Annotated in this window: 27 protein-coding genes; 14 read left to right on the top strand and 13 right to left on the bottom strand. The window is 72.6% G+C overall.

The window, feature by feature from the left end:
* Window positions 1-718 precede the first annotated feature (718 nt).
* The 3 genes from AB0E02_RS12645 to AB0E02_RS12635 all read left to right on the top strand — a co-directional run bounded on the left by AB0E02_RS12645 (window position 719) and on the right by AB0E02_RS12635 (window position 4,108).
* Window positions 719-2,938 (top strand): NADP-dependent isocitrate dehydrogenase, encoded by a 2,220-nt coding sequence (locus AB0E02_RS12645; protein WP_362138114.1) that lies wholly within the window; start codon window positions 719-721, stop codon window positions 2,936-2,938.
* Window positions 2,939-3,052: 114 nt separating this feature from the next.
* Window positions 3,053-3,595 carry an HAD domain-containing protein gene (locus tag AB0E02_RS12640; protein ID WP_362138112.1) on the top strand — a complete coding sequence of 181 codons (543 nt, stop codon included), beginning with the start codon at window positions 3,053-3,055 and terminating at the stop codon, window positions 3,593-3,595.
* Between the two features lie 114 nt (window positions 3,596-3,709).
* The gene (locus AB0E02_RS12635; RefSeq protein WP_362138110.1) at window positions 3,710-4,108 is read left to right on the top strand and encodes a VOC family protein; all 399 of its coding nucleotides are present in this window, start codon (window positions 3,710-3,712) and stop codon (window positions 4,106-4,108) included.
* A gap of 22 nt (window positions 4,109-4,130) precedes the next feature.
* Here AB0E02_RS12635 and AB0E02_RS12630 read toward each other — a convergent pair whose 3' ends face one another.
* The 4 genes from AB0E02_RS12630 to AB0E02_RS12615 form a co-directional block, all read right to left on the bottom strand.
* Window positions 4,131-4,829: an HAD-IA family hydrolase gene (locus tag AB0E02_RS12630; protein ID WP_362138107.1), complete on the bottom strand. Its 699-nt coding sequence runs from the start codon at window positions 4,827-4,829 to the stop codon at window positions 4,131-4,133.
* A gap of 110 nt (window positions 4,830-4,939) precedes the next feature.
* Window positions 4,940-5,875, bottom strand: a complete 936-nt coding sequence (locus AB0E02_RS12625) for a M56 family metallopeptidase (RefSeq protein WP_362138106.1) — start codon at window positions 5,873-5,875, stop codon at window positions 4,940-4,942.
* Window positions 5,876-6,000: 125 nt separating this feature from the next.
* On the bottom strand, window positions 6,001-6,609 hold the full coding sequence (locus AB0E02_RS12620) for a DUF5134 domain-containing protein (RefSeq protein ID WP_362138104.1): 609 nt from the start codon (window positions 6,607-6,609) through the stop codon (window positions 6,001-6,003).
* Window positions 6,610-6,729: 120 nt separating this feature from the next.
* On the bottom strand, window positions 6,730-7,116 hold the full coding sequence (locus tag AB0E02_RS12615; protein WP_362138101.1) for a VOC family protein: 387 nt from the start codon (window positions 7,114-7,116) through the stop codon (window positions 6,730-6,732).
* 119 nt (window positions 7,117-7,235) lie between these two features.
* On the opposite strand from AB0E02_RS12615, the gene AB0E02_RS12610 reads away from it, so the two are divergent.
* On the top strand, window positions 7,236-7,769 hold the full coding sequence (locus tag AB0E02_RS12610) for a GNAT family N-acetyltransferase (protein WP_362138098.1): 534 nt from the start codon (window positions 7,236-7,238) through the stop codon (window positions 7,767-7,769).
* Window positions 7,770-7,787: 18 nt separating this feature from the next.
* Here AB0E02_RS12610 and AB0E02_RS12605 read toward each other — a convergent pair whose 3' ends face one another.
* From AB0E02_RS12605 to AB0E02_RS12590, 4 genes are all read right to left on the bottom strand, one after another.
* A complete protein-coding gene (locus AB0E02_RS12605) occupies window positions 7,788-8,597 on the bottom strand; it encodes an amino acid ABC transporter ATP-binding protein (protein WP_362138096.1) in 810 nt (269 codons plus the stop codon).
* A complete protein-coding gene (locus AB0E02_RS12600; RefSeq protein ID WP_362138147.1) occupies window positions 8,594-9,478 on the bottom strand; it encodes an amino acid ABC transporter permease in 885 nt (294 codons plus the stop codon). The genes AB0E02_RS12605 and AB0E02_RS12600 overlap by 4 nt, the downstream gene beginning before the upstream one ends.
* 17 nt (window positions 9,479-9,495) lie before the next feature.
* Complete coding sequence (locus AB0E02_RS12595) at window positions 9,496-10,377, bottom strand: ABC transporter substrate-binding protein (protein WP_362138145.1); 882 nt, start codon at window positions 10,375-10,377, stop codon at window positions 9,496-9,498.
* 114 nt (window positions 10,378-10,491) lie between these two features.
* Window positions 10,492-11,175 (bottom strand): glycerophosphodiester phosphodiesterase family protein, encoded by a 684-nt coding sequence (locus AB0E02_RS12590; RefSeq protein WP_030413225.1) that lies wholly within the window; start codon window positions 11,173-11,175, stop codon window positions 10,492-10,494.
* Window positions 11,176-11,663: 488 nt separating this feature from the next.
* On the opposite strand from AB0E02_RS12590, the gene AB0E02_RS12585 reads away from it, so the two are divergent.
* The 4 genes from AB0E02_RS12585 to AB0E02_RS12570 all read left to right on the top strand — a co-directional run bounded on the left by AB0E02_RS12585 (window position 11,664) and on the right by AB0E02_RS12570 (window position 15,871).
* Window positions 11,664-13,061 (top strand): DUF6421 family protein, encoded by a 1,398-nt coding sequence (locus AB0E02_RS12585; RefSeq protein ID WP_362138094.1) that lies wholly within the window; start codon window positions 11,664-11,666, stop codon window positions 13,059-13,061.
* 59 nt (window positions 13,062-13,120) lie between these two features.
* Window positions 13,121-13,882, top strand: coding sequence for an SDR family NAD(P)-dependent oxidoreductase (locus AB0E02_RS12580; protein ID WP_362138143.1), 762 nt, complete (start codon window positions 13,121-13,123; stop codon window positions 13,880-13,882).
* Window positions 13,861-14,949 carry a low specificity L-threonine aldolase gene (locus tag AB0E02_RS12575; RefSeq protein WP_362138092.1) on the top strand — a complete coding sequence of 363 codons (1,089 nt, stop codon included), beginning with the start codon at window positions 13,861-13,863 and terminating at the stop codon, window positions 14,947-14,949. Before AB0E02_RS12580 ends, AB0E02_RS12575 begins: the two co-directional genes overlap by 22 nt.
* Window positions 14,950-15,172: 223 nt before the next feature.
* Complete coding sequence (locus AB0E02_RS12570; protein ID WP_362138090.1) at window positions 15,173-15,871, top strand: phenylalanine--tRNA ligase beta subunit-related protein; 699 nt, start codon at window positions 15,173-15,175, stop codon at window positions 15,869-15,871.
* 39 nt (window positions 15,872-15,910) lie between these two features.
* Here the strand turns inward: AB0E02_RS12570 and AB0E02_RS12565 are convergent, their stop codons facing one another.
* Both AB0E02_RS12565 and AB0E02_RS12560 read right to left on the bottom strand, forming a co-directional pair.
* Window positions 15,911-16,621: a lysophospholipid acyltransferase family protein gene (locus AB0E02_RS12565; RefSeq protein ID WP_362138088.1), complete on the bottom strand. Its 711-nt coding sequence runs from the start codon at window positions 16,619-16,621 to the stop codon at window positions 15,911-15,913.
* A 160-nt stretch (window positions 16,622-16,781) separates the two neighbouring features.
* Window positions 16,782-17,210: a DUF4395 domain-containing protein gene (locus tag AB0E02_RS12560; RefSeq protein WP_362138084.1), complete on the bottom strand. Its 429-nt coding sequence runs from the start codon at window positions 17,208-17,210 to the stop codon at window positions 16,782-16,784.
* Between the two features lie 75 nt (window positions 17,211-17,285).
* Here AB0E02_RS12560 and AB0E02_RS12555 point away from each other — a divergent pair, with 75 nt between their 5' ends.
* The 4 genes from AB0E02_RS12555 (at window position 17,286) to AB0E02_RS12540 (ending at window position 20,460) form a co-directional block, all read left to right on the top strand.
* The gene (locus tag AB0E02_RS12555; RefSeq protein ID WP_362138082.1) at window positions 17,286-17,705 is read left to right on the top strand and encodes a thioredoxin family protein; all 420 of its coding nucleotides are present in this window, start codon (window positions 17,286-17,288) and stop codon (window positions 17,703-17,705) included.
* A 225-nt stretch (window positions 17,706-17,930) separates the two neighbouring features.
* Entirely contained in the window at window positions 17,931-18,437 is a 507-nt protein-coding gene (locus AB0E02_RS12550; RefSeq protein WP_362138080.1) for a flavin reductase family protein, read from the top strand.
* Between the two features lie 225 nt (window positions 18,438-18,662).
* A complete protein-coding gene (locus AB0E02_RS12545) occupies window positions 18,663-19,448 on the top strand; it encodes an electron transfer flavoprotein subunit beta/FixA family protein (protein ID WP_362138078.1) in 786 nt (261 codons plus the stop codon).
* A 49-nt stretch (window positions 19,449-19,497) separates the two neighbouring features.
* Window positions 19,498-20,460, top strand: coding sequence for an electron transfer flavoprotein subunit alpha/FixB family protein (locus AB0E02_RS12540; RefSeq protein WP_362138076.1), 963 nt, complete (start codon window positions 19,498-19,500; stop codon window positions 20,458-20,460).
* Window positions 20,461-20,570: 110 nt separating this feature from the next.
* On the opposite strand, the gene AB0E02_RS12535 is transcribed toward AB0E02_RS12540, so the two are convergent.
* Both AB0E02_RS12535 and AB0E02_RS12530 read right to left on the bottom strand, forming a co-directional pair.
* Window positions 20,571-20,885 (bottom strand): putative quinol monooxygenase, encoded by a 315-nt coding sequence (locus tag AB0E02_RS12535; protein WP_030413214.1) that lies wholly within the window; start codon window positions 20,883-20,885, stop codon window positions 20,571-20,573.
* Between the two features lie 104 nt (window positions 20,886-20,989).
* Window positions 20,990-21,508: a DinB family protein gene (locus AB0E02_RS12530; RefSeq protein WP_362138074.1), complete on the bottom strand. Its 519-nt coding sequence runs from the start codon at window positions 21,506-21,508 to the stop codon at window positions 20,990-20,992.
* A gap of 201 nt (window positions 21,509-21,709) precedes the next feature.
* On the opposite strand from AB0E02_RS12530, the gene AB0E02_RS12525 reads away from it, so the two are divergent.
* Complete coding sequence (locus AB0E02_RS12525) at window positions 21,710-22,993, top strand: aldolase/citrate lyase family protein (protein WP_362138072.1); 1,284 nt, start codon at window positions 21,710-21,712, stop codon at window positions 22,991-22,993.
* Window positions 22,994-23,441: 448 nt separating this feature from the next.
* Here the strand turns inward: AB0E02_RS12525 and AB0E02_RS12520 are convergent, their stop codons facing one another.
* On the bottom strand, window positions 23,442-24,482 hold the full coding sequence (locus AB0E02_RS12520) for a LacI family DNA-binding transcriptional regulator (protein WP_362138071.1): 1,041 nt from the start codon (window positions 24,480-24,482) through the stop codon (window positions 23,442-23,444).
* A gap of 143 nt (window positions 24,483-24,625) precedes the next feature.
* On the opposite strand from AB0E02_RS12520, the gene AB0E02_RS12515 reads away from it, so the two are divergent.
* The gene (locus AB0E02_RS12515) at window positions 24,626-25,582 is read left to right on the top strand and encodes an ROK family protein (protein ID WP_362138069.1); all 957 of its coding nucleotides are present in this window, start codon (window positions 24,626-24,628) and stop codon (window positions 25,580-25,582) included.
* Window positions 25,583-25,874 lie beyond the last annotated feature (292 nt).

Raw genomic sequence — 25,874 nt, 5'->3', positions numbered from 1 at the left:
GGGTTGTGTGGACTGCTGTCGCTTTACGTCCACACAACCGGCCCCTCCGGCCCGTCCCCTCCCGTTGGGGAGGGGAAGAAGCTGGGTGGGGGTGGGCGTTGGGAATACAAGGGGTCCTGGGGACCCGTAGGGGACGGTCGAACAGATCCCTTAAGGGTTACGAGCGCCCCCTGCAGGGCCTCAACTCGACGGGCGGGGGAGGTATTCCCGCTGCCCACGACGTGAGGTACTTCTGAGACGACGCTCGCCCCCACCCAGCTCACCCCCCACCCACGGGAGGGGCGGGACCGGAGGACGAAGTCTGGAGGGCCGGCACCGCACCCGAAAACACCACGCCCGCCGCCAGGCGCAACGGCGAGCAAGCCCCGCGGCGGGAAAGACAGGTACCTGCGGGGCGCCGCAAAGCGCGCAACGGCGAACAAGCCCCGCGGCGGGACAGCCAGCTACCTGCGGGGCGCCGCAAGCGCAACGGAGCAACCCCGACGGCGGGACAGCTAGGTACGTGGGAGGAAAGCCAAGCGCAACGGCGAGCAACCCCGACGGCGGGGCAGCCAGGTACGTGGGAGGAGAGCCAGGCGCAACGGCGAGACGACCCGCGGCGCCGCAGCCAGCTACGTGGGAGGAAAGCCGAACGCAGTGGAAGGGTCCTGTCGAGGGGAAGGCCGTCACGAGATATCTTGATGTCGAGCAATGTTGCAGACGTGGAGCGGAGCACCCGGTGACTGACTCGACCATCATTTACACCCACACTGACGAGGCCCCCGCCCTCGCGACGTATTCCTTCCTGCCTGTGATCCAGGCCTACGCGTCGCAGGCCGGCGTCAACGTGGAGACCCGTGACATCTCCCTGGCCGGTCGCATCATCGCGAGCTTCCCCGAGCGTCTCCAGGAGGGCCAGCGCATCGAGGACGCCCTCGCCGAGCTCGGCCGGCTGGCGAAGACGCCCGAGGCCAACATCATCAAGCTGCCCAACATCTCGGCCTCGATCCCGCAGCTGAAGGCCGCGATCGCCGAGCTGCAGGAGCAGGGCTACGCGCTCCCGGACTACCCGGACGACCCGAAGACCGACGAGGAGCGCGACATCCGCGCCCGCTACGACAAGGTCAAGGGCAGCGCCGTCAACCCGGTCCTGCGCGAGGGCAACTCCGACCGCCGCGCCCCCGCCTCGGTGAAGAACTACGCCAAGGCCAACCCGCACCGCATGGGTGAGTGGACGGCGGGCTCGAAGACCAATGTCGCCCACATGACCAACGACGACTTCCGCTCCACCGAGAAGTCCGCGGTGGTCGGCGAGGCCGGTTCGCTGCGGATCGAGCTCTCCGGTGACGACGGCTCCACCACCGTCCTGCGTGAGTCGGTACCGGTCCTGGCCGGCGAGGTCGTCGACGCCTCCGTCATGCGGGTCGCCGCGCTGCGTGAGTTCCTCACCGCCCAGGTCGCCCGTGCCAAGGCCGACGGCGTGCTGTTCTCCGTGCACCTCAAGGCCACGATGATGAAGGTCTCCGACCCGATCGTCTTCGGCCACGTGGTCCGCGCCTTCTTCCCGAAGACCTTCGCCAAGTACGGTGAGGTCCTCGCCACCGCCGGCCTCACCCCGAACGACGGCCTCGGCGGCATCTACAAGGGCCTGGAGTCGCTGCCCGAGGGCCCCGAGATCAAGGCGTCCTTCGACGCGGAGCTCGCAGAGGGCCCGGAGCTCGCCATGGTCGACTCCGACCGCGGCATCACCAACCTGCACGTCCCCAGCGACGTCATCGTCGACGCCTCCATGCCGGCCATGATCCGCACCTCCGGCCACATGTGGGGCCCGGACGGCCAGGAGCACGACACCCTCGCGGTCCTCCCGGACAGCAGCTACGCCGGTATCTACCAGGTCGTCATCGACGACTGCCGCGCGCACGGCGCCTTCGACCCGTCGACCATGGGCTCGGTGCCCAACGTCGGCCTGATGGCGCAGAAGGCCGAGGAGTACGGCAGCCACGACAAGACCTTCGAGATCCCCACCACGGGCACCGTGCGGGTCCTCGACGCGGCCGGCAACGCCGTCCTGGAGCAGGTCGTCAGCGCCGGCGACATCTTCCGGATGTGCCAGACCAAGGACGACCCGATCCGTGACTGGGTCAAGCTCGCCGTCAGCCGCGCCCGCGCGACCGGCGACCCGGCCGTCTTCTGGCTCGACGCCGAGCGCGCCCACGACGCGCAGCTGATCCAGAAGGTCAAGCAGTACCTCACCGAGCACGACACCGAGGGCCTGCAGATCGAGATCATGGCGCCGGTCCACGCGATCAAGTTCTCGCTCGACCGCATCCGCCGCGGTGAGAACACCATCTCGGTCACCGGCAACGTCCTGCGTGACTACCTGACCGACCTGTTCCCGATCCTGGAGCTGGGCACCAGCGCCAAGATGCTCTCGGTCGTCCCGCTGATGAACGGCGGCGGCCTGTTCGAGACCGGCGCCGGCGGCTCCGCGCCCAAGCACGTCCAGCAGCTGGTCAAGGAGAACTACCTGCGCTGGGACAGCCTGGGCGAGTTCCTCGCGCTCGCGGTCAGCTTCGAGCACCTCGCCCAGAAGACGGGCAACGCGCGCGCCCAGGTGCTCGCCGACACCCTCGACCGGGCGACCGGCTCCTTCCTGGGCGAGAACAAGTCGCCCAGCCGCCGCCTCGGCGGTATCGACAACCGCGGCAGCCACTTCTACCTGGCGCTCTACTGGGCCCAGGAGCTGGCCAAGCAGACCGAGGACGCCCAGCTCGCCGAGGCGTTCAAGGGCCTGGCGGCGACCCTCGCCGAGCAGGAGAAGACCATCGTCGACGAGCTGATCGCGGTGCAGGGCTCGCCGGCCGACATCGGCGGCTACTACCAGCCCGACCCGGAGAAGGCCGCGGCGGTCATGCGCCCGTCGCAGACCTTCAACCAGGCCATCGCCTCGCTCGGCTGACCCGGCCGCTGCGGGCCCCACGGCCCCGTACCGCCCCGGCCGGCATCCCGCCCGGCCGGGGCGGCGCCGTACCGGAACGGATTGGTCCGGCGCCGTCCGCGGCATCATCACCCCGTGGACGCCACCCTGCCCCTCCTCTTCCTCGACGTCGACGGCCCGCTCAACCCCTGGCTGGCCCCACCGCACCGGCGGCTCCGGGGCTACACCACCCGGTGGATGCGGCCCACCGGCTGGGAGCCGCCGCGCCCCGCCCTGCGGGTGCGGCTCAATCCCGACCACGGCCCGCTGCTGATGGGACTGGGCTTCCGGCTCGTCTGGGCGACGACGTGGCGGACCGAGGCCAACACCTGGATCGCGCCCGTCCTGGGCCTGCCCGAACTCCCCGCGCTGGACTGGCCGGAGAGGCACCGGCGCGACCCGGACGGCGTCCACTGGAAGACCCGCCATCTCGTCGAGGCCGCCGCCGGCCGTCCGTTCGCCTGGGTGGACGACGAGATCGGCCCGCCCGACCTCACCTGGATCGCCCGCCACCACCCGGGGCCCGCCCTCCCGCACCGCGTCGATCCGGCCGGTGGACTCCTCCCGGCCGATTTCGCCACGCTCCGGAAATGGGCCGCCGAGCACGCCCCCCGAACCGGCGGTGGCCAGGGGCCGTAACCCGGCGGCACGGCGGCCCCCGGCGAGGTAGCGTCACCCCGTCGCCCTCGCCCTGCATGACCGCGCACACCGGTCACGGCGACCCGGTCAGCACTTCTCACGGGGAACGCACGGATGGAACTCGCCCAGATCCGCCTGCTCGTCACGGACTTCCGCGGCTGCTACCGCTTCTACCGGGACGTGCTGGGCCTGACCCCGCAGTTCGAGGCGGAGGACGGCCCGTACGCCAAGTTCACCTGCGACCAGGGCTCCGCGGGCATCGCCCTCCAGGACCGCGCCCAGCTCGCCCACGTCCTCGCCGACCTCGCGGCACCCCCGGCCGGACACCGCTCCGTCATCGCCCTGCGCGTCGACGACCTCGACGGATACTGCGCGCAGCTCACCGGGCGCGGCGCGGTCCTGGACCACGGCCCGGCCCCGATGACCGACCGGATGCGGGTGGCCCACCTCAGGGACCCCGAGGGCAACCTCCTCGAACTCCAGCAGTGGCTGGCCCCGCGCACCGCCGGCTGACCCGGCCCGGGCGGGGCGCCGCTCACCCCACCAGGTCCAGCACCGGCCGCAGGCCCTCCGGGCGGCGCTCCACCGGCAGATGGTCCACCGGCAGGTAGGCGCAGCCCAGAGCGGTCGCCCCGCCGTCCGCCGTACGGTCGTCGCCCACCATCAGCACGGTCGACGGGTCCAGCCCCAGCTCCCGGCAGGCGACCGCGAACAGCCGCGGATCCGGCTTCTGCAGACCGTGCTCGAACGAGAGCACACAGCTGTCCAGATAACGGGCCAGGCCGTGCGCGCGCAACACCGGCCGCAGGTCCCAGCCGATGTTGCTCAGCACGCCGGTCGGCACACCTCGCCGGCGCAGCTCCGCCAGCACCTCGGCGGCGTCCGGGTAGGGCCGCCAGGCCGCCGCCGTCATGTGGCGTTCGTAGAGCGCGTCGTACAACTCCTCGGCGGGGAGCGGGACTTGACGGGCCAACCCGGTGTACAGCGCACGGTGATGGGCGGCGTCCCGGTCCCGGATCTCCCACAGCCCGGCCAGCCCGTCGGGCAGCGCGACGGGGGAGGAGCCGCCGGGCAGCGCCCCCGCCCGCTCCAGCTCGGCCGCCCGGCGGGTCAGCTCCGCCTCGTCCATGGCGACCCCGGTGGCCCGCAGCGCGGCCCGCAGCCAGGTCTCGGCGGGCTCGATCCGCAGCAGCGTCCCGGAGAAGTCGAAGAGCACACCCTTGATCGTGGTCATGGCCCCATCCTGGCCCGGAACGCCGCGCGGGGCGACGGGCGGGCGCACAGCGCGCGGCTCGTCCCAGGGTCTTTCAGGCCATCGCGTCCCGGCCCCCGGGCTCCCGCCCCTCAGGTCAGCGCACTCAGCCCCGGGATGAACGTCACCAGCAGCGGTACCGCCGGGACCAGGACGGCGCAGGCCGTCATCCGCAGCCGGCGGCCCGGGGTGAAGCGCGGGGCGGGTGCGAGCAGCCGGTCCACCCGCTGCGGGACCTCGGCGAGCTGGGTCGGGCAGGGGCCGAACACCCCGCGGTCCTCGTTGAGTTCGACCAGGGCCAGGGCGATCGTCAGCCGGCCGAAGCGGCGCGAGGCCACGTCGTCGGCGGCCAGTTCGACCAGCCGGTGCACCTGGTCGCGGAACGCCGCGAACACCGGGATCTGCGGGAAGCCGGCCGCCAGTGCCGAGGCGCAGTGCAGCAGCAGATCGTGCCGGGCCCGCACATGGCCCTGCTCATGGGCGATCAGCGCATCGAGCTGACGGCCCTTCAGCCGCCGCAACGCCGAGGTGGTGAGGACCAGTTGGGGCGAAGAGTGATGCAGCCACCATGCCTCCGGACGGTCGCCCTCCAGGACGACCAGCCGCTCCCCGGCCGGCTCCTCGCCGGGCAGCAGCGGGGCGCGCAGCCGCAGCTCGTCCCGGCTCCGGCGCCGGCGGGCCCGGGCGTCGCGCACCTCCCGGGTCAGCGCGAGGCCCGTCCAGGCGCCGCCGCCCGCGAGCAGCAGGGCCAGCACTCCGGCCCAAGGCCCGTGGGCCTGCAGGGCGTAGGCCTCGACGACCACCCGGGGCGCCGGGCCGAACACCGGGCTGCGGACGGATTCCCAGGCGGCGGCCGCGCTCAGCGACATCGCGAGGATGCAGCACAGCAGAACACCGGCCACCACGCACTGCCACACCCACAGGGCGAGCACCGGTTCGCGGTCGGGCCAGTCCGAACGGGCCATCAGCCGCGGCGCCGTCGCCGCGGCCAGCGCGCCGAGAATCATCAGCGCGATAGGGACCATCATGGCGTCAGCCTATGAGCGCACGACTACTCGTTGGTACAGGCACGCATCGGAAGTGACGTACGCCACCCCGGTGCGAGGTGTGGCACGGGAGGCGGCCGTACCGGCCCGGGGGCGCGCCGCCCTGCTCACATCATGAGCAGCATCGCCAGCATGCCGATGCCCATCGCCACCCGGCAGGCACGCAGCACGTCCGCCGTCCCGGCCCCGCCCGCCACAACGGGCGCCCCGGCCACCGCCGGCCCGTCCGCCGCCGCACCCGCCGCAGGCACCAGCCGGACCCCCGCGCCGATCACATAGACCGTGTAGTAGCCGAGCAGCAGGGACGTGACCAAGGGGACCCCGCCCGGCGCGGAGTGCGTCATCGCGCCCAGGTGGTCCATCCCGGCCGTGCCGTGCCCGGCCCCCGGCCGGCCCGCCGGACCGCCCGGCCACACCATGGCCAGCGCCATGTACACCATCGCCAGCGCGCCCACCGCGTGGTGCAGATGCCGGCGTACCAGCGCCACCCCGGCCGCCGCCCCGAAGACCGCGGTGAACAGCCACGGCGACCACGGCGCCGGCGCCACCACGGACGCCGGCACGGCCATCACCGCCATCCCCAGCGCCATCACCCCTTCCCCGCGGGCCGCCGCCCGCTGCGCCGGCGGTACGCCACCGGCCCGGGCCAGGCAGTAGGCCCCGGCGCCCGCGCACAGCAGGACCAGCAGCCAGCCGACCAACGGTGGTGCGTGCACGAAGCGCCTCCCTGCGGCCGTCGCCACCCGTACGCGTCGGCTGCAGGATGCCCGCGGGGGAGGCCGCACACGGGAGCGCACGGGCGCAGACGGGGAGCGCGGAGCGAGCGGGAGGGGCCTTCAGGGCCGGTAGCGCAGCGGATGGTCCGCGGGGACCTCGGTGAGCACGATGCGGTGCCCGTCCGGGTCGGCGATCCACATCTCGATCAGTCCCCAGGGCTCCTGCACCGGCGGCTGCAGCACCTCCACCCCGCGCGCCACCAGCTTGCGGTGCGCGGCCTCGGCGTCCGCCACCTGCAGCCACAGCCGCAGGGTGTCCGTGGCCGGCTCCGTGGTGCGGCCGGAGACCTCCAGGAAGCCGCCGCCGAGGAAGTAGACCGTGCCGCGCTCGGCACCGGTGCCGAACTCCCGGTAGATCTCCAGCCCCAGCGCCTCGCCGTAGAACGCCCGCGACCGTTCCGGATCGGACGGCCGCAACAGCACCCTGCTGCTCAGTACATGCACCATGCCGGCGACCCTACGCCGCCCGGCCGGTGGCCCTGACGCGGCACGCGCACCTCTTGTTAGCCTCGGACCCGCCAGCCGCCCGGCTCCGCCCCGCCCGGCCCGAGAGGACTCCGCCCGCCATGCCCACCACCGAGCTGATCTTCCGTACCGCCGTCGACGCCGACGTCCCCGGCCTCGTCGACCTCATCGAGTCGGCCTACCGGGGCGACGCGAGCCGGGCCGGCTGGACCACGGAGGCCGATCTGCTGGAGGGTCAGCGCACCGACCCGGAGGGCGTCGCCGCCGTGGTGCGGCACGAGACCGGGCTGCTGCTGGTCGCCGAGCGGGAGGGTGCGCTGACCGCCTGCTGCCAGCTCGAACACCGCGGCGACCACGCGTACTTCGGGATGTTCGCGGTGCGCCCCGCGCTCCAGGGCGGCGGCCTCGGCCGGACCATGCTCGCCGAGGCCGAGCGGACCGCCCGGGAGACCTGGGCGGCGCGCGAGATGCGGATGACCGTCATCCGGCAGCGCACCGAACTCATCGCCTGGTACGAGCGCCGCGGCTACCGCCGCACCGGCGAGTTCAGCCCGTTCCCGTACGGCGACGAGCGGTTCGGCATCCCGCAGCGCGCCGACCTGGAGTTCGAGGTGCTGGTCAAGCCGCTGGGCTGACCGTCCCGGCGGGGCGCGCTACAGCCGTCCCGCCCGGATGATCCGCTGCAGGAACTGCCGGGTGCGCTCGTGCCGCGGCTCCCCGAAGACCTGCCCGGGCGCGCCGCGCTCCAGCACCACCCCGCCGTCCAGGAAGCACACCTGGTCGGCGACGTCCCGCGCGAAGCCCATCTCATGGGTGGCGATGACCATGGTCATGCCCTCCTCCTTGAGGTCGCGGACCACGCCGAGGACCTCGCCGACCAGCTCCGGGTCGAGGGCCGCGGTGATCTCGTCGAGCAGCAGCAGCCGGGGCCGGCCGGCCAGCGCCCGGACGATCGCGACCCGCTGCTGCTGGCCGCCGCTGAGCCGGTCGGGATACTCACCGGCCCGCCCGCCGAGCCCCAGCCGGTCCAGCAGCTCCCGGGCCCGTTCCTCCGCCTCGGCCCGCGGCACCCCGTGCACCCGCCGCGGCGCCAGCGTGATGTTGTCCAGCACGGTCATGTGCGGGAAGAGGTTGTACGCCTGGAAGACCACCCCGATCCGGCGCCGCACCGCGTCCGCGTCGGTCCGCGGATCGGTGATCTCCGCGCCGTCCAGGAAGATCGCCCCGTCGTCGATCTCCTCCAGCAGGTTCGCGCAGCGCAGCAGTGTCGACTTGCCCGACCCGGAGGCGCCGATCAGCGCGGTCACGGTGTGCGGGGGCACCTCCAGGTCCACGTCCCGCAGCACGACCGTGTCCCGCCCGTAGGTCTTGCGCACCGATTCCAGCCGCAGTACGGGGCCGTCCCCGGAGGCCGCCGCGGTCTCGCCGGCGGCGGGCCGCGGCGTGCGGTCCGTCGTGCTCATACCAGCCCTCCCTGGGCGCGCCGGCGGTCCGTCCGGGCCGTGACCCAGTCCGTGAAGCGGGTCATCGGGATCGTCAGCGCGACGAAGACCAGCCCGGCCACGACGTACGGCGTGAAGTTGAAGTCCTTGCCGGCGATGATCTGCGCGGCGTACACCGCGTCCACCGCGCCGGCGATGGACACCAGACCGGTGTCCTTCTGCAGCGAGACCAGGTCGTTCAGCAGCGGCGGCAGCACCCGCCGCACGGCCTGCGGCAGCACCACGAAGCGCAGCGCCTGCCCGCTGGAGAGCCCCAGCGACCGGGCCGCGGCCCGCTGCGAGGGGTGCACCGACTCGATCCCGGCCCGGAAGACCTCGGCCACGTACGCCGAGTACGTCAGCACCAGCGCGGTCCCGCCGAGCACCACCGGATCGGTGGTCACGCCCTGCAGCCGCAGCGCCGGCACCCCGAACACCACCATCAGCAGACAGATGATCAGCGGCAGCCCGCGGAAGAAGTCGGTGTACGCGGTGGCCAGCGCGCGCAGCGGGAAGAACACCGGGCCGCGCAGCGTACGGGCCACCGCCAGCAGCAGCCCGAGCACCAGCACGGCGGCCCCGCACACCACCAGCAGCCGCAGGTTCAGCAGCAGTCCGTCCAGCACCTGGGGCAGCGCCTTGCGGGCGTAGGCGGCGCTGAAGAAGGTGTCCCGGGTGCGCGGCCAGCCCGGGGACCCGGTGATCACGACGAACAGCACGGCGGCGGTGACCAGCGTGCTGAGCGCGGCGACCGCCGTCGCACGACGGGCCCTGGCCCGCTTGAACCGCTCCCGTTCGATCCGCCGCGCGGACGGCACATAGCCGTCCCCGGCCGGCTCCCCGCGGCCCGCCGGTACCTTCAACAACCCTTTGTCGTACGTCACTTGAGCACCGGAACGGCAACGGCGTCGGTCAGCCACTTCTTCTCCAGCGCGGCCAGCGTGCCGTTCTTCCGGAGCGTGTCGACCGCGGCCGACACACACCCGGTGATCCGGCTCTCCTTGTCCAGCACCAGCCCGAACTGCTCCTTCGTGCTGCCGGTGCCCGCGAACTGGCCCACCACCTTCGCGTCCCGGACCTCGGCCGAGGTGATGTAGAACGCCGTCGGAAGGTCGGTGACGATCGCGTCGACCTGGCCGTTCTTCAGGGCCGTCTTCGCGTAGTCGTTCTTCTGGAAGACCGCGGGCGTCCGGTCCGGGTGGATGGTGTCGTTGACGACGTCCAGGCTGGTGCTGCCGACCTGGGCGCCGAGCTTGACGTGCCGGAGGTCGGCGAGGCTCCTGGCGTGCGCGGCCCGGGAGCCCTTGAGCGCGATGACCGCCTGGCGCACGTCGTAGTAGCCGGAGGAGAACGCCACCGCGTGCTTGCGCTGTGCGCTGATGGAGATCTGGTTGATGTCGAAGTCGAACTTCTTCTCACCGGGCGCGAAGGCGTTGGCGAACGGCACGGTCTGCCAGTCCACCGCGCCCTTGCCGTAGCCCAGCTGCCGGGCTACGGCGTAGGCGACGGCCGATTCGAAGCCCTTGCCGCTGGCCGGGTCGTCGTCCCGGAACCACGGTGCGTAGGCCGGCTTGTCGGTGCCGACGGTGAGCTTCCCGGCCCGCACCGTGGCGAGTTTGCCGCGGTCGCAGCTCTGCTTGCCCTGCCCGGTGGCCCGCGGGCCACCGGCGGACTCGTCCTGCGGGGCGCAGCCGACGGCCGCGGTGAGCAGCACGACGGCGGCGCAAGTGGCCAGGCGAAGAGGGCGGTTGACGAGGCGCATGGCGGGAGAGTGGCAGTGCGCACCGCCGTCTGTCGAGATCATCGGGGAAAACGTCCGCATGCTGGAAGCCTGTTGCGCCGCCGTGAACTGCGGATTTCCCCGTCCGGCGGACCGTCAGGCGGTGAAGCGCACCGCCCGCCGGATCTCCGGGAGGTCGGTCACCACCCCGTCCAGACCGAGGCCGCGGGCCAGCCGGAGCTGGTCGTGGGTGTTGACCGTCCAGGCGACGACCTTCAGCTGCGCGGCGTGCGCCCGCTCGACCAGCTCCAGCGTGAGCCGGCGGATGTTCAGCGACAGCATGTACGCGCCGACGGCCTGGGCGCGGTCGACGACGTCGGCGCCGTACCGGCTGCCGACCAGCGCGGTGCGCACGCCGGGCAGCAGCGTGCGGATCGCGGCCAGCGCCTCGTCGTGGAACGAGATCACCTCGACCCGGCCGGTCAGATCGCGCGCCCGCATCACCTCGGCCAGCGCCTGCGCGGCCGCCACGTCCTTGATCTCGGCCTGCAGCGGCGCCTTGACCGCGTCCACGACCTCCTCGAACACCGGGATCCGCTCGCCCTGGCCGGCGTCCAGCTCCCGCAGCTCGGCGAGGGTGCGCTCGGCGATCGGCCCGGCCCCGTCGGTGGTCCGGTCCACGTCCGCGTCGTGCATGACGACCAGCGCGCCGTCCTTGCTCAGATGCAGGTCCAGCTCGATGACGTCGACGCCCTCGTGCTCGGCACGTACGAAGGAGCGCAGGGTGTTCTCCGGCTCGACGCCCATGATCCCGCGGTGCCCGATGGTGAGAAAGGACAAGGCTGCCTCGCTTCTGTCGGCTCGGTAGTGCTGTCGGCTCACTGCCGGTGTCGACCGTCGACCGTCGGCAACGGCGTGCGAAACGGCGCTCAGCCTAACGGCCCGGATGCCCCGAAACCGGTTGCCGAACGACCCCGCGGTGTGTCCAGTACCCGTACCCGCCATATCCGGCCCCAGCCCCCCTCACCCACACGTGGGCGCGCCTCCGTCCCGCTGACGCGGCCCCCACCGCGCCGGCCTCGGAACCCCTCACTCCGTTCACCGGCGGGGGTGGGGGAGTGTGGCATATGCCACACTGGCCGCAACCGGAGAAAGTGCCAAATCCCTTGCCGCTGCGGGCAGTAAGTGTCGCGAGAGCGGGCCACGACAGGAAAAATGAGGGTCGGGGCGGGGTGTCGGCCGGATAATTTTCGGCTCCCCCACTTGAGCGGACGATCCTTGGCTGGTTACCGTGTGCTGACAACACGATCTACCGCCGGAGGGCAGTCATGACGGAAATTCTTTCGCCTGTGGGTGTCCCGGGAGACACTCGGACCGCAGAGCGTGTGGTGGATCACCCGGCATGGCCCGTGCTCAAGGACGCCGTCGAGACCATCCGGCCCTGGCAGGCCAAGGACGGCTCGATCGACCTCGCGGCCGAGGGCGCGCCGACCGCGGACGCCGTGCGCGCCGAGGTCGAGCGGGCGATAGCGGCCGTCCGGGAGCTCGCCCCGCTGCTCCCGCACGACGCCGCCTACCACGAGGCGCTCGTCGCCGACCTGCGCCGCTGGGCCGACGACGGCTACGGCGTGCCGGACTTCCTGGACTCGCTGCTCGCCTTCCAGCCCGCACAGGCGCGCGCCCACGGCCTCCAGCACCTGGTGCTGTTCCCCATGTACACCCAGAACGGCAACCCGGACCGCAACTTCGAGGCCGTGGTGCTGCGCATGGTCTGGCCGGACTGGCTCGCCGAGCTGGAGCGCACCCGCTACGACAACCCCCTCTTCTGCGGCATCACCTTCGAGGACTTCACCGCCGGCTACGACACCAACTCCGCGGTCCTCTTCCCGGAGACCATCGCGGTGCGCGAGGCCCCCGCGCGGTTCACCTGGGGCGGCATCTTCTGCGACCGCGAGGCCGCCCGCTTCCGCCGGGTCACCGAGGCCGCCGTCGAGACGCTCGGCCTCGAAGTGCCCGAGGACATCTGCGAGATGCTCACCGACCAGGAGCGCTGCCAGGAGGCGTTCGTCCTGTGGGACATGGTCCACGACCGCACCCACAGCCACGGCGACCTGCCGTTCGACCCCTTCATGATCAAGCAGCGCCAGCCGTTCTGGATGTACGGCCTGGAGGAGCTGCGCTGTGACCTCACCGCCTTCAAGGAGGCCGTGAAGCTGGAGGCCGAGGGCTACTCCCAGGCCCGCGACGTGCAGTTCGCGGTGATCTTCGACCGGATGTTCCGCTTCCCGGTCACCGGCGACCGGGTCCGCAACTACGACGGCCTGGGCGGCCAGCTACTCTTCGCCTACCTGCACAAGCACGACGTCGTACGCTGGACGGACAACACACTGCACATCGACTGGGAGCGGGCACCCAAGGTCACCAACGAGCTGTGCGGCGAGATCGAAAAGCTCTACCGCGACGGCATCGACCGGCCCAAGCTGGTCCACTGGTTCGCCGCGTACGACCTCGTCTCGACCTATCTCGCCCCGCACCCGGGCTCGGTCTGGGCCAAGGGTCCGGACGCCCTCGACCTGGACCAGCCGCCGCGCAAGCTCGTGGACGACGTGCTCCCCGACGAATTCCCGCTGAGCATGTTCTACGAGGCGCTCGCCAAGAAGCTGCGTTCCGTGATCGCCTCGACCAAGGGCATCACCGCCCACAGCGACACGCTGGCGGCGGCATGAGCACCGACCGTGACAACCGGCCCACGGCCGTCCAGGAGCAGGACGAGGAGGCGACGGAGATGGTGACTTCGACGGGCGGTCACGGGCCGCTGGAGGGTGCGGTCATCGCGGTGGCGGGAGCGGCCGGTCCGGCCGGCCGGGCCACGCTGCTGCGGCTGGCCGAGGCGGGCGCCGTGGTGGTCGGCTCGGACGCCAACCCCGAACGGCTCGCCGAGGCCGTGGACGCGGCCCGTTACGCCCACGGCGGCGCCACGGTGATCGGGGACACGGTCGACCTCCTGGACCTCGACCAGACCCGCGAATGGGCGGACCGCACGGAGAAGGAATTCGGCCGCATCGACGGTCTGGTGCACCTCGTCGGCGGCTGGCGCGGCTCGTCCACGTTCGCCGAGACCGACCTGCAGGACTGGGACGCCCTGCACCGGCTCCTGATCCGCACCGTCCAGCACACCTCGCTCGCCTTCAACGACGCCCTGGAGCGCAGCGGGAACGGCCGCTTCCTCCTGATCAGCGCGGCCGGCGCCAGCAAGCCCACCGCGGGCAACGCCGCCTACGCCGCCTCCAAGGCCGCCGCCGAGGCCTGGACGCTCGCCATGGCGGACGGCTTCCGCAAGGCGGGGGGCGAGCAGGGACCGCGCGCCGCGGCTGCCATCCTGGTCGTCAAGGCGCTCGTCAACGACCAGATGCGCGCCGAGCGACCGAACGCCAAGTTCGCGGGCTTCACGGACGTCTCGGAGCTGGCCGAGGCCATCGCCGGGGTCTGGGACCGGCCCGCCCAGGAAGTGAATGGAAAGCGTCTGTGGCTGACCCCCGAGCCGTGACCGGAGCGAAGACCGACGCCCGGCAGCACCACGATCCGCAGGTCCGCGGCTTCGCCAGCGACAACTACGCCGGTGCCCATCCCGAGGTGCTGGCCGCGCTCGCCCTCGCCAACGGCGGCCACCAGGTCGCCTACGGCGAGGACGACTACACCGAGCACCTCCAGCGGGTGTTCCGCAGCCACTTCGGGCAGCGGGCACAGGCGTTCCCGGTGTTCAACGGCACCGGCGCCAACGTCGTCGCCCTCCAGGCCGTGACCGACCGCTGGGGCGCGGTGATCGCCGCCGAGTCGGCGCACATCAACGTCGACGAGTGCGGGGCGCCCGAGCGGGTCGGCGGGCTGAAGCTGCTCACCGTGCCCACCGAGGACGGCAAGCTCACCCCCGAGCTGATCGACCGCCAGGCCTGGGGCTGGGACGACGAGCACCGCGCCATGCCGCAGGTCGTCTCGATCACCCAGAGCACGGAGCTCGGCACGGTCTACACCCCCGACGAGATCCGGGCGATCTGCGAACACGCGCATGAGCGCGGCATGGTGGTCCACCTGGACGGTTCGCGGATAGCCAACGCCGCGGCGACGCTGGACGTCCCCATGCGGGCCTTCACCAACGCCGTGGGCGTCGACATCCTCTCCTACGGCGGCACGAAGAACGGCGCCGTCTTCGGTGAGGCCGTGGTCGTGCTCAACCCCGACCGGGTGCGCGCGATGAAGCATCTGCGCAAGCTCTCCATGCAGCTGGCCTCCAAGATGCGCTTCGTCTCCGTCCAGTTGGAGGCGCTGCTCGCCAAGGACCTGTGGCTGCGCAACGCCCGGCACACCAACACCATGGCGCAGCGGCTGGCGGCCGGCGTCCGGCAGATCGACGGGGTGGAGATCCTCTACCCGGTGCAGTCCAACGCGGTCTTCGCCCGGCTGCCGCACGACGTGAGCGAACGCCTCCAGAAGCGCTACCGCTTCTACTTCTGGGACGAGCAGGCCGGCGATGTGCGCTGGATGTGCGCGTTCGACACCACCGAGGAGGACGTCGACGGCTTCCTCGCCGCGCTCCGGGAGGAAATCGCCCGCTGAGCCGGACCCGACGGGCCCGCGCCCGGCCGGAGGTCACGACGTGACCTCCGGCCGGGCGCGGCCCTTTTCCGGCACCCGGTGGGCAGCACCACCTGGTACATCACAATGAACTCAACAGTACGGTTTGATTTACCGTGCCGCCTCGTGCTGCAATGCCGCCGGACGGCCGCCGACGCGGCCACGCCCCCGGCAGCCACCGCCACGACCTGCGAGGAACGGCCCGATGCCCACACCCCTGTACGTCTCCGACGAGGTACGCGCCCTGGCGCCGGGCTTCGCCCACCTCGCCGTCGAAGCCCACGGCCTGACGAACGGGCCCAGCGACGGGGCGAGCGCCGCACTGCTGGACGAGGCCGCCCGCCGGCTGGTCCGCCGCCTCGACGGGCGCGCCCCGCAGGACGACCCGCACCTCGCCGCCTGGCGCGCCGCGTACACCGCCTTCGGTGCCAAGCCCTCGCGCACCCGCAACTCCGCCGAGGCGCTGGCCCGGCGCGCCCTCGCGGACGGCGGGCTGCCGCGGATCAACCGCCTCGTCGACCTCTACAACGCCATCAGCGTCGCCCACCTGATACCCGTCGGCGGTGAGGACCTGGACCGCATCCAGGGCGGTATGCGACTGGTCCGGGCGGCCGGCGACGAGCCGTTCGCGACCGCGGCCGGCGGCGCCGAGGTGATCGAGCACCCCGACGCCGGCGAGGTCGTCTGGTGCGACGACGAGGGCGTCACCTGCCGCCGCTGGAACTGGCGCCAGGGAGTCCGCACCCGGCTGACCGAGGACTCCGTCAGCGCGCTGTTCCTGCTGGAACGGATGGCCCCGATGCCCCTCGACGACCTCGCGGCCGCGGGCGAGGAACTGGCCGAGGCGCTTCGGAAGACGTGCCCCGGCGCCCGGGTCGAGATCGGCGGGATCCGCACCGCATAGCGGCGGACCGGCGCCGGCCGGCCCGCCCCGTGCGCCGCGTTACGCGCCGGGCGCCGCCGGTGCCGTACCGCCGAGATGGGCCGGGATCCACCAGGTGTCGTCCGGGCCCTTGGGGCGTACGGGATAGGCGCGCTGGGCGGCCTCCAGCAGGTCCTGGACGCGGGCCCGCAGCCGGTCGGTGATCTTCTCCGCCTGCTCGGCCGGATCGGCCGCCACCGGCTCGCCGACCCGGATCGTGATCGGAATGTGGTTCCGCCCCAGGTCCCGCTTGTGGCCCTTGGTCCACAGCCGCTGGGTGCCCCACAGCGCCACCGGCAGCAGCGGCACCCCGGCCTCCTGCGCCAGCCGCGCCGCACCCGACTTGAAGGACTTCAGGGTGAACGACTCGGAGATGGTCGCCTCCGGGAAGACCCCGATGATCTCGCCCGAACGCAGCGCCGTCAGCGCGTGCTTGTAGGCGTGCATGCCCTGCGCGCGGTCCACCGGGATGTGCTTCATCGCCCGCATCAGCGGCCCGGACACCTTGTGCCGGAACACCGACTCCTTCGCCATGAACCGCACCAGCCGCTTGGCCGGGCGGGCGGCGAGCCCCGCGAAGACGAAGTCCAGGTACCCGATGTGATTGCTCACCAGCACCGCCCCGCCGCGGCGCGGAACGTTCTCCGTCCCGGCGATGTCGAATTTCAGGTCGAGCGCCTTGAACAGCGTGCGCGCGGCACCGATCACGGGCGGGTAGACGAGCTCTGCCATTGTCCGGAGGACCCCTTTTTCCATGCCTGGGGAGGGTTCTCCCGGCGGAAACCTACGCCGTCGTCACTGCGGCTTTCGGGAGATCGTGCCCGATTGCGGCCGCCGCGGCCAGCGCGCCGACCACCCCGGCCGGGAGATCCTCGTCACGTACCCGGCCGCCTCAGCCGGTCGCCCGCCGTAGCAGAAGGTACATTTCGCACCCCAGGCAGTACCCGAAAGCGGCATTGAGGAAGGCCGCCGCGAGGGCCGCAGCGGTGGCCGCGAGCCCCAGCCACTGCGCCCCCGAGGCGAAGCCGGCCAGCCCCACCAGCGCGAAGAACAGCCCGACACTCTGGGCGAAGCGCGGCGGGGCCGGGTCCTCGAACGCCGTCGGCGCGGGCAGCCGCGGCCGTACCGCCACCGTGAACAGCCAGGCGTAGGGCGACCGCCGGACCCCGGCCACCGCCCCCACGGCGAAGACCAGCGCCTGGCAGGCCAGCAGCCATCCGCTCCCGCTGATCAGCACCGCCGCCAGCACCACGGCCGTCAGCGCCGCCCCGAACCGGGGGCCACGTAGGTCGATCCGGTCGTCGATCCTGTCGCTCGTCATGCCCCTGGCTTCCCCCGGAACGGCCCGCGCCGAGCACCGGGAATCTTTGCGGTCCGGTGAACGCTGCACTCCTCGATGACCGGACTCATGGTGTGCCTCGCGGTGCTCGCGGCAGCGAGCCTCTTCGGCGTATGGCACCAACGCCGCAACGGGAGACTGTCGGTGCGCAAGCGGGACGAAACGGCGCGGCTCGGTGCCGCGGAGATCGGCGCGGCGCTGGGGGAGCGAGCCACCCTGCTGCAGTTCTCCAGCGCCTTCTGCCAGCCCTGCCGCGCCACCCGGCGCACCCTCGCCGAGGTCGCCGGCATGGTCGAGGGGGTGGCCCATGTGGAGATCGACGCCGAGGCCCACCTCGACCTCGTACGGGAGCTGAAGGTGCTGCGCACCCCGACGGTGCTGGTGCTCGACGCCGACGGCACGGTCGTCCGCCGCGCCTCCGGCCAACCCCGCAAGGCCGACGTCATCGCGGCGCTCGGGGCGGCGGTCCGTGATTGATCTCCCAGATACCGGGCCGCCCTTGACGCTGTGGGTCACCCATCGTCACTCTGACGTGATGCGGCCAGGAACCCTTCTCTACGGACGCGCCCACGTCGACCTTCTGCGGACCGCCAGCGCCCGCTGTCCGGGCGTGTGAGCAACGACGACGTAACCGCCGCAGGGCGCCGTACGGGCGCCGGCGGCCCCGCCCCGGCTCGTCCGCCCCAGCAGAAGGACAACTCCATGACGGTCTCGTCCGACCTCGGCACGCCCCGCACCGCCTCGCCCGACCTCCTGCGCTCCGTCTTCCGCCGGCACGCCGCCGGCGTCGCGGTGATCACCGCCCAGGGCTCGGGCCCGGTGGGCTTCACCGCCACCTCCCTCACCTCGGTCGCCGCCGAGCCGCCGCTGCTCTCGTTCGGCATCGGCACCGGCGCCTCCAGTTGGCCGGCCGTCTCGGTGGCCGACCACATAGGTGTCCACATCCTCGGTGAGCACCAGGTGGAACTGGCCGCCACCTTCGCGCGCAGCGGCGCGGACCGCTTCGGGCCCGGCACCTCCTGGCGCACCGGCCCCGAGGGCGTGCCCCTCCTGGACGGCGTGGTGGCCTGGACGGTCTGCAGGGTCGTCGCCCGGGTGCCGGCCGGCGACCACCGCATCGTGCTCGCCGAGCCCGTCGTCGGCGACCCCGCGGGGCCCGGTCGCCCCCTCCTCTACCACCAGGGCCGCTTCAACGCGCTGCGCGACTGACGCGCCCGCCGCGGGCCCGCTCCTCACCCGCGCTCTTCACCCGATCAGGGCCGTTGGGAAGGTCACATTTCGACGGCCTTGATTCGGGGCACGAGACTGGATGTACTGGCGAGTAATATGGCGGTCGGCGTGGGGAACCGCATCCGACCGGGAGCCGCCCCGAGAGGCGCCTATGCTGCCAGCACGAGGCAGTTCTGAAGAGACCAAGCAGGTAGGAGAGCCGGCGTGAGCTTGAGGATCGTTGTCTGTGTGAAGTACGTGCCCGACGCCACCGGCGACCGGCACTTCGCCGAGGACCTGACCGTCGACCGTGACGACGTGGACGGTCTGCTCTCGGAGCTCGACGAGTACGCCGTCGAGCAGGCCCTGCAGATCAAGGAAGCCGCCGACGACGCGGAGATCACGGTCCTGACCGTCGGTCCCGAGGACGCCAACGACGCGCTGCGCAAGGCCCTGTCCATGGGCGCCGACAAGGCCGTCCACGTCGAGGACGACGACCTGCACGGCACCGACGCGCTCGGCACCTCGCTCGTGCTCGCCAAGGCGATCGAGAAGACCGGCTACGACCTGGTCGTCTGCGGTATGGCCTCCACCGACGGCACGATGGGCGTGCTGCCCGCCCTGCTCGCCGAGCGGCTGAACGTGCCTCAGGTCACCCTGCTCTCCGAGGTCTCCGTCGCCGACGGCAAGGTCGCCGGCCGCCGGGACGGCGACACCGCCAGCGAGCAGCTGGAGGCCGCGCTGCCGGCCGTCGTGTCCGTCACCGACCAGTCCGGTGAGGCGCGTTACCCCTCCTTCAAGGGCATCATGGCCGCCAAGAAGAAGCCGGTGGAGTCCCTGGACCTGGAGGACCTCGACATCGACGCGGACGAGGTCGGCCTCGAAGGCGCCTGGACCAAGGTCGAGGACGCGACCGAGCGCCCGGCCCGTACGGCGGGCACGATCGTCAAGGACGAGGGCGAGGGCGGCAAGCAGCTCGCCGAGTTCCTCGCGGGCCAGAAGTTCATCTGAGCCGCAGTCCTTCCCACCGCCCTCATTCTTCCCGCAGGAGAGCATTCCCATGGCTGAAGTCCTTGTCTACGTCGACCACGTGGACGGCGCCGTCCGCAAGCCCACCCTCGAACTGCTCACCCTGGCCCGCCGCATCGGCGAGCCGGTTGCCGTCCACCTCGGCCCGAACGCCGAGGAGGCCGCGAAGGTCCTCGCCGAGCACGGCGCCGTGAAGGTGCTGGCCGCCGACGTACCCGAGTTCGCCGAATACCTCGTCGCCCCCAAGGTCGACGCGCTGCAGGCCGCCTACGACGCGGTCTCCCCGGCCGCCGTGCTGCTGCCGTCCTCCGCCGAGGCCAAGGAGATCGGCGCCCGCCTCGCGGTGCGCATCGGCTCCGGCATCATCACCGACGCCGTCGACCTGGAGGCCGGCGACGAGGGTCCGGTGGCCACGCAGTCCGTCTTCGCGGCCTCGTACACCACCAAGTCCCGTGTCTCCAAGGGCACCCCGGTCATCACCGTCAAGCCCAACTCCGCCGCCCCGGAGGCCGCGCCGGCCGCCGGTACGGTCGAGCCGCTCGCGGTGACCGTCGCCGACTCCTCCAAGGGCACCAAGATCGTCTCGCGCACGCCGCGTGAGTCGACCGGCCGCCCGGAGCTGACCGAGGCCGCGATCGTGGTCTCCGGTGGCCGCGGCGTCAACGGCGCCGAGAACTTCCCGGTCATCGAGGCGCTCGCCGACTCGCTCGGCGCGGCCGTCGGTGCCTCGCGCGCCGCGGTGGACGCCGGCTGGTACCCGCACACCAACCAGGTCGGCCAGACCGGTAAGTCCGTCTCGCCGCAGCTGTACATCGCGGCGGGCATCTCCGGCGCGATCCAGCACCGCGCCGGTATGCAGACCTCGAAGACCATCGTCGCCATCAACAAGGATGCCGAGGCGCCGATCTTCGACCTGGTCGACTACGGCGTGGTCGGCGACCTCTTCGACGTCGTCCCGGCCCTCACCGAAGAGGTCAAGACCCGCAAGGGCTGAGCCTCTCGCGCGCCTTCCGGGCGCCGCCGCCTTCGGCGGAACTGCACGAGGCCCCGTACGCGCGGTGCGTACGGGGCCTCGTGCTGCCCGCCCCAACGAGGGGCCGGGCCTCAGGTGTTCGGCAGCCGGTCCTTGCCGAGCTCCCCGGACGGCACCGGCTCGACGACGGCGACGTCCAGCGGTGCGGCCAGCGCCTCGGCGATCTCCGCGCCCAGGGCCGCCAGGGCCGGGCCGGCCGAGTGGGCGTCGAGGGACGCCTGGTCGGCCCAGTTCTCGATGACCGTGACCCGGTCCTCACCGGCGTGCACCGCGTAGAGCAGACAGCCCGGCTCGGCGTGCACGGCCGGGGTGTGCCGCCGGAACGCGGCGAGGACGTCCTCGCGGCGGCCGGGCTTGGTCCGGATGGTGGCGACAACGACGGGCACGGGGCCTCCTGGGGCACTACGGACGGATGTGATCACTGATGAGCGATCGTAAGTGATCTTGGAGAGCGGGATCCGCTCAGCCGCCGGTCGCTCCGTCCGTCCGCTCAGTCGCCCGTCACTCCGTCGATCCGTTCGCGCAGCAGATCCGCGTGGCCGTTGTGGCGCGCGTACTCCTCGATCAGGTGGACGTAGACCCAGCGCAGGTTGAGCCGGGCGCCGCGCGGGGACGTGAAGGTCTCGTCCAGGCCGCGGTCCGCCACCGCCTTGTCGCAGGCCTCGATCTCGGCGCGGAAGGCGGCGACGTCGGCCTGGGCGGCGGCCGGGTCGGCGTCGTCGAAATCGGCGTCCGGATTCTCCTCGGTGAGGTGCACGTCGGGGATCTGCTCGCCGAGGAAGCGCTGGCGGAACCAGGCGCGTTCGACTTCGGTCAGGTGGCGCACCAGGCCGAGCAGGGTGAGGGTGGACGGCGGGCTGGCCGCCTCGGCGAGCTGTTCGCCGGTGAGCCCGGTGCACTTGGTGAGGAGGGTGTCGCGATGGAAGTCGAGCCAGCCCTGCAGCATCTCCCGCTCGCCGGCCGCGGTCGGGAAGTCTCTGCGCTGGATGGAGGGTGCGGTCCACGTCATGCCGCGAGTCTGATGGCGATACGCGGCGGGCGCCATGGAGTTTCGCGGACCGGTGCCGGCGGCCGTGACCTGCACCGCCTCCGGCGGCGGGGTGTTGACCTCGGCAATCTCCCCCGTTAACTTCGCTCTACGGATTGTTGATTCCGTTAAGCGGAAAACGCCCGGCGACAGCATCGGGCGTAAGCGTCGGGAGGGTAACGAATGGGGCAGCAGGAGACCGTGGCGACGAGCCTCGCGGACACCGTACGCGAGGGGATCGGCGCCGCGCTCGCCCAGGTGGACGCGGATCTGGCCCGGCGCTACCCCGGTGACCCCGGCACCCGCCAGCCGGTGCACACGGTCTACGTGCCCGGCGACGTCTTCGCCGCCGACACCCTGCGCTCCTGGGGCGACCAGGCACTCGCCGCCCTGGACGAGCACGCCCCCGACGCCGCCGCCCTCGCCGCCGTACTGGACATCCCGGACGAGCTCGCCACCGACGTCCACGACCGCGTCCGCGCCAAGCTGACCCGCGAGCCCGTCGAGGACCTGCGGATCGACTTCGAGGACGGCTACGGCCCGCGCCCGGACGCCGAGGAGGACGAGGCCGCGGCCCGCGCCGCTGCCCTGGTCGCGGCCGCCTGCCGTGGGGGCACCGCCGCCCCGTACACGGGCATCCGGATGAAGTGCATGGAGGCCGCCGTCCGCGACCGCGGCATCCGCACCCTCGACATCTTCCTCACCGGCCTGATGGCGGCCGGCGGACTGCCCGACGGCCTGGTCCTCACGCTCCCCAAGGTGACCTACGCCGAGCAGGTCACCGCCATGGTGCGGCTGCTGGAGGCGTTCGAGAAGGCGCACGGCCTGGAGAGCGGCCGGATCGGTTTCGAGATCCAGATCGAGACCACCCAGGCCATCCTGGGCGCCGACGGCCGGGCCACCGTCGCCCGGATGATCGAGGCCGCCGAGGGCCGCGCCACCTCCCTCCACTACGGCACCTTCGACTACAGCGCCTCCTGTGGCGTCAGCGCCGCCCACCAGTCCCTCGACCACCCGGTGGCCGACCACGCCAAGGCCGTGATGCAGGTCGCCGCCGCGGGCACCGGGGTGCGGCTGTCCGACGGCTCGACGAACGTCCTGCCCGTCGGCCCGACGGCCCAGGTGCACGACGCCTGGCGGCTCCACCACGGCCTCGTACGCCGCTCGCTGGCCCGCGCGTACTACCAGGGCTGGGACATGCACCCGGCCCACCTCCCGACCCGTTACGCGGCCGTCTACGCCTTCTACCGCGAGGGCCTCGAACAGGCCGCGGCCCGGCTCGCGGCGTACGTGGCCAAGGCGGGCGGCGACGTCATGGACGAGCCCGCCACCGCCAAGGCCCTCAGCGGCTACCTCCTCCGCGGCCTCGACTGCGGCGCCGTCGACACGTCCGAGGTCGCCCGCCTCACGGGCCTGACGCGCACGGACCTGGACGCGCTGGCGGGGCGGGTGGGACGGGCGGGGTAGACGGGGGAGGCACCCACCCCCGCCCCGCCCCCTCCCCCGAAGGGGGGAGGGGGCGGGGGAGACCTGCGGAGCGCCGCTTGCCGGCCCTGAATCCGTCTGAGCCCCCGGCATTGTCAGTGGCTCGTGCGAGCATGACGGTGCGTGGGGAACGGCCGGGACGGCGCAGCGGTACGAGCCGTGCGCAGGGCACGAGTGCAGCGGGGAGGGGGAGTTGATGAGGCGAGAACGAGGGGTGGTCGGCCGCCGTACGGGGCGAGCCGGCGCCGACCCCGTGGAGCGGTCAAGCGCCGACCTCGGGGAGTTTGCCGGCATCGACCCCACGGGGCAGCCGTGCCTCGACCCCACCGTGCGGCCAGGCGCCGACCCCACAAGGCTGTCAGGGGCTGACCCCGGGAGGCAGTCAGGCCCCGGCCTCAAGGAGGTGGCACGTCTCGGCCGGGGCGGGCGATCAGCGTTCCGTCGGGGGGATTTCGCCGGAGCCGCGGGGGATCAGACGGGTCGGGATCTCCGTGTGGTGCGGTGGTTCGGTGATGCCGTCGAGGCGGCGGAAGAGCAGTCCGGCGGCCGTGCGGCCCATCAGGGCCGGGTCCTGGGCGACGACCGTGACCGCCGGCCGTACGAGATCGGCGAGTTCGAAGTCGTCGAAGCCGACGAGCGCGACCGGTCGCGGGGCTGCGCCGAGGACCCGTACGGCGGTGACGGTGACGCGGTTGTTGCCCGCGAAGAGCGCGGTGACCGGCTCCGGCGCGTCCAGCATGGCCGCGGCGGCGGAGCGTACGCGCTCGGGCGCGGTGGAGCCCAGCGACACCCAGGACTCGTCAACGGGCAGTCCGGCGGCGGCCATTGCGCTGCGATAGCCGCGCAGCCGCTCCCGCGCGGTGTGGATCCGCGGCTGGTCGCCGATGAAGCCGATGCGGCGGTGGCCGTGCGCGATGAGGTGGGCCACCGCGTCCCGCGCGCCGCCGAAGTTGTCGCAGAGCACCGCATCCGCGTCGATCCGGCCCGCCGGGCGGTCGACGAACACGGTCGCTATCCCGGCCGTGATCTCCGGCTCCAGATAGCGGTGGTCGTCACCGGCCGGGATGATGACCAGCCCGTCCACCCGCCGTGCGCACAGCGCCAGCACCAACTCCTGTTCGCGCGCCGGGTCCTCGGCGCTGGAGCCGTTGATCAGCAGCGCGCCATGGCTGCGGGCGACCTCTTCCACGGCGCGGCTGAGCGGGCCGTAGAAGGGGTCGGCGAGGTCCTCCAGGACGAGACCGATGCTGGCCGTGCGGCCCTTGCGCAGGATCCGCGCCGAGTCGTTGCGGCGGAATCCCAGGGCCGTGATGGCTTCCTGGACGCGGCGTTCGGTGTCCGGCGTGACCCCCGCCTCGCCGTTGACCACGCGGGAGACCGTCTTGAGGCCGACCCCGGCGCGCGCCGCGACATCCTTCATCGTGGGACGGGTGCCATAGCGGCGGGACGTGCCCCGTGCGGTGTCGGTCACGGTCTGCGGTCCTGTTTCTCTCGGCGCCTGGGTGTGGCGTCGAGCATAGCCTCTAGACAACGTTGTCAAACGAGGGAAGACTGGCGTTCTCAACGCCGGGCCGGCAGCCCCGGCCCCCGGGCCCACCAGGAGATTCCACACCGATGCAGACGGACCTCAGCGCAGCGCTGGACATTGGCGGCACGAAGATCGCCGGCGCTCTGGTGGACGCCCGCGGCAGCCTGCTCGTACGGGCTGCCCGGCCCACCCCGGCCGACCAGGACGGGGCGACGGTGATGCGTGCGGTGGCCGAGGTGGTCGGCGAGCTGTCCGCGGCCCCTGACTGGGGCCGGGTGGCGGCGGTCGGCATCGGCAGCGCCGGCCCGGTGAACGCCCGCGCCGGCACGGTCAGCCCGGTCAACATCCCCGGCTGGCGCGACTTCCCGCTCGTCGCCGGCGTACGGGCGCTCGTCGGCGGGCGCCCGGTCGTGCTGGTCGGCGACGGCGTCGCGATGACCGCGGCCGAACACTGGCAGGGCGCCGCGCGCGGCCACGCCAATGCGCTGTGCATGGTGGTCTCCACGGGAGTCGGCGGCGGCCTGGTCCTCAACGGCCAGCTGCACCCCGGCCCCACGGGCAACGCCGGCCACATCGGCCACATCAGCGTCGACCTCGACGGCGACCCCTGCCCCTGCGGCGGCCGGGGCTGTGTCGAGCGCATCGCCAGCGGCCCGAACATCGCCCGCCGCGCCCTGGCCAACGGCTGGCGCCCGGGCCCCGACGGGGACACCGGCGCCGCCGCCGTCGCCGCGTCCGCACGGGCGGGTGACGAGGTCGCCCTGCGCTCCTTCGAACGGGCCGCGCAGGCGCTGGCCGCCGGGATCGCCGCCACCGCCACGCTCGTCGAGATCGACATCGCGGTCATCGGCGGGGGAGTCGCGGGCGCCGGAGACATCCTGTTCGCCCCGCTGCGCTCGGCACTGCGGGAGTACGCGACGCTGTCGTTCGTCGCCGACCTGACCGTCGTACCTGCCCAAATGGGCACCGACGCCGGGGTGGTGGGCGCCGCCGCGGCCGCCGCGCAACAGTCCCGTCTCGATGCCTTCGCCGCCGCACCCTGACGCCACCACAGGCCCCCGCGCGCCCCTTAGTCTGGTGCCGACCGCGCCGGACGGCGACGTGCCGGCGGCCGTGCGCCGGCACGCGTGAGGTGCTGGGCGTACGGAACGGACCTGGGTACCGAGGGGATTGGCGACGGTGACATCGGGGGAGCGTGAGCAGCGCGGGCCGGACGAGGTACCGGGGGCGGGCGGGGCAGGCGGGACACGGGGCGCGGAGGGGGCGAACGTCCCCGGGGAGCCAGGCGGAGCCCCGCCGCAGGACACGGATGACGGACCGGCCGATGCGGTACCG

The organism is Streptomyces sp. NPDC048196 (assembly GCF_040652715.1).
GTDB classification, from domain to species: domain Bacteria; phylum Actinomycetota; class Actinomycetes; order Streptomycetales; family Streptomycetaceae; genus Streptomyces; species Streptomyces siderophoricus.
This window is presented reverse-complemented; position numbering and strand designations above follow the sequence as displayed.

Excerpts from the sequence above, each read along its gene's own strand:
- AB0E02_RS12555 (WP_362138082.1), top strand. The coding sequence starts at position 17,286 with ATGACCGGACTCATGGTGTGCCTCGCGGTGCTCGCGGCAGCGAGCCTC.
- AB0E02_RS12565 (WP_362138088.1), bottom strand. The coding sequence starts at position 16,621 with ATGGCAGAGCTCGTCTACCCGCCCGTGATCGGTGCCGCGCGCACGCTG.
- AB0E02_RS12635 (WP_362138110.1), top strand. The coding sequence starts at position 3,710 with ATGGAACTCGCCCAGATCCGCCTGCTCGTCACGGACTTCCGCGGCTGC.
- AB0E02_RS12615 (WP_362138101.1), bottom strand. The coding sequence starts at position 7,116 with ATGGTGCATGTACTGAGCAGCAGGGTGCTGTTGCGGCCGTCCGATCCG.
- AB0E02_RS12570 (WP_362138090.1), top strand. The coding sequence starts at position 15,173 with ATGCCCACACCCCTGTACGTCTCCGACGAGGTACGCGCCCTGGCGCCG.
- AB0E02_RS12605 (WP_362138096.1), bottom strand. The coding sequence starts at position 8,597 with ATGAGCACGACGGACCGCACGCCGCGGCCCGCCGCCGGCGAGACCGCG.
- AB0E02_RS12540 (WP_362138076.1), top strand. The coding sequence starts at position 19,498 with ATGGCTGAAGTCCTTGTCTACGTCGACCACGTGGACGGCGCCGTCCGC.
- AB0E02_RS12595 (WP_362138145.1), bottom strand. The coding sequence starts at position 10,377 with ATGCGCCTCGTCAACCGCCCTCTTCGCCTGGCCACTTGCGCCGCCGTC.
- AB0E02_RS12525 (WP_362138072.1), top strand. The coding sequence starts at position 21,710 with ATGGGGCAGCAGGAGACCGTGGCGACGAGCCTCGCGGACACCGTACGC.
- AB0E02_RS12610 (WP_362138098.1), top strand. The coding sequence starts at position 7,236 with ATGCCCACCACCGAGCTGATCTTCCGTACCGCCGTCGACGCCGACGTC.
- AB0E02_RS12560 (WP_362138084.1), bottom strand. The coding sequence starts at position 17,210 with ATGACGAGCGACAGGATCGACGACCGGATCGACCTACGTGGCCCCCGG.
- AB0E02_RS12530 (WP_362138074.1), bottom strand. The coding sequence starts at position 21,508 with ATGACGTGGACCGCACCCTCCATCCAGCGCAGAGACTTCCCGACCGCG.
- AB0E02_RS12585 (WP_362138094.1), top strand. The coding sequence starts at position 11,664 with ATGACGGAAATTCTTTCGCCTGTGGGTGTCCCGGGAGACACTCGGACC.
- AB0E02_RS12580 (WP_362138143.1), top strand. The coding sequence starts at position 13,121 with ATGGTGACTTCGACGGGCGGTCACGGGCCGCTGGAGGGTGCGGTCATC.
- AB0E02_RS12550 (WP_362138080.1), top strand. The coding sequence starts at position 17,931 with ATGACGGTCTCGTCCGACCTCGGCACGCCCCGCACCGCCTCGCCCGAC.
- AB0E02_RS12625 (WP_362138106.1), bottom strand. The coding sequence starts at position 5,875 with ATGATGGTCCCTATCGCGCTGATGATTCTCGGCGCGCTGGCCGCGGCG.
- AB0E02_RS12630 (WP_362138107.1), bottom strand. The coding sequence starts at position 4,829 with ATGACCACGATCAAGGGTGTGCTCTTCGACTTCTCCGGGACGCTGCTG.
- AB0E02_RS12515 (WP_362138069.1), top strand. The coding sequence starts at position 24,626 with ATGCAGACGGACCTCAGCGCAGCGCTGGACATTGGCGGCACGAAGATC.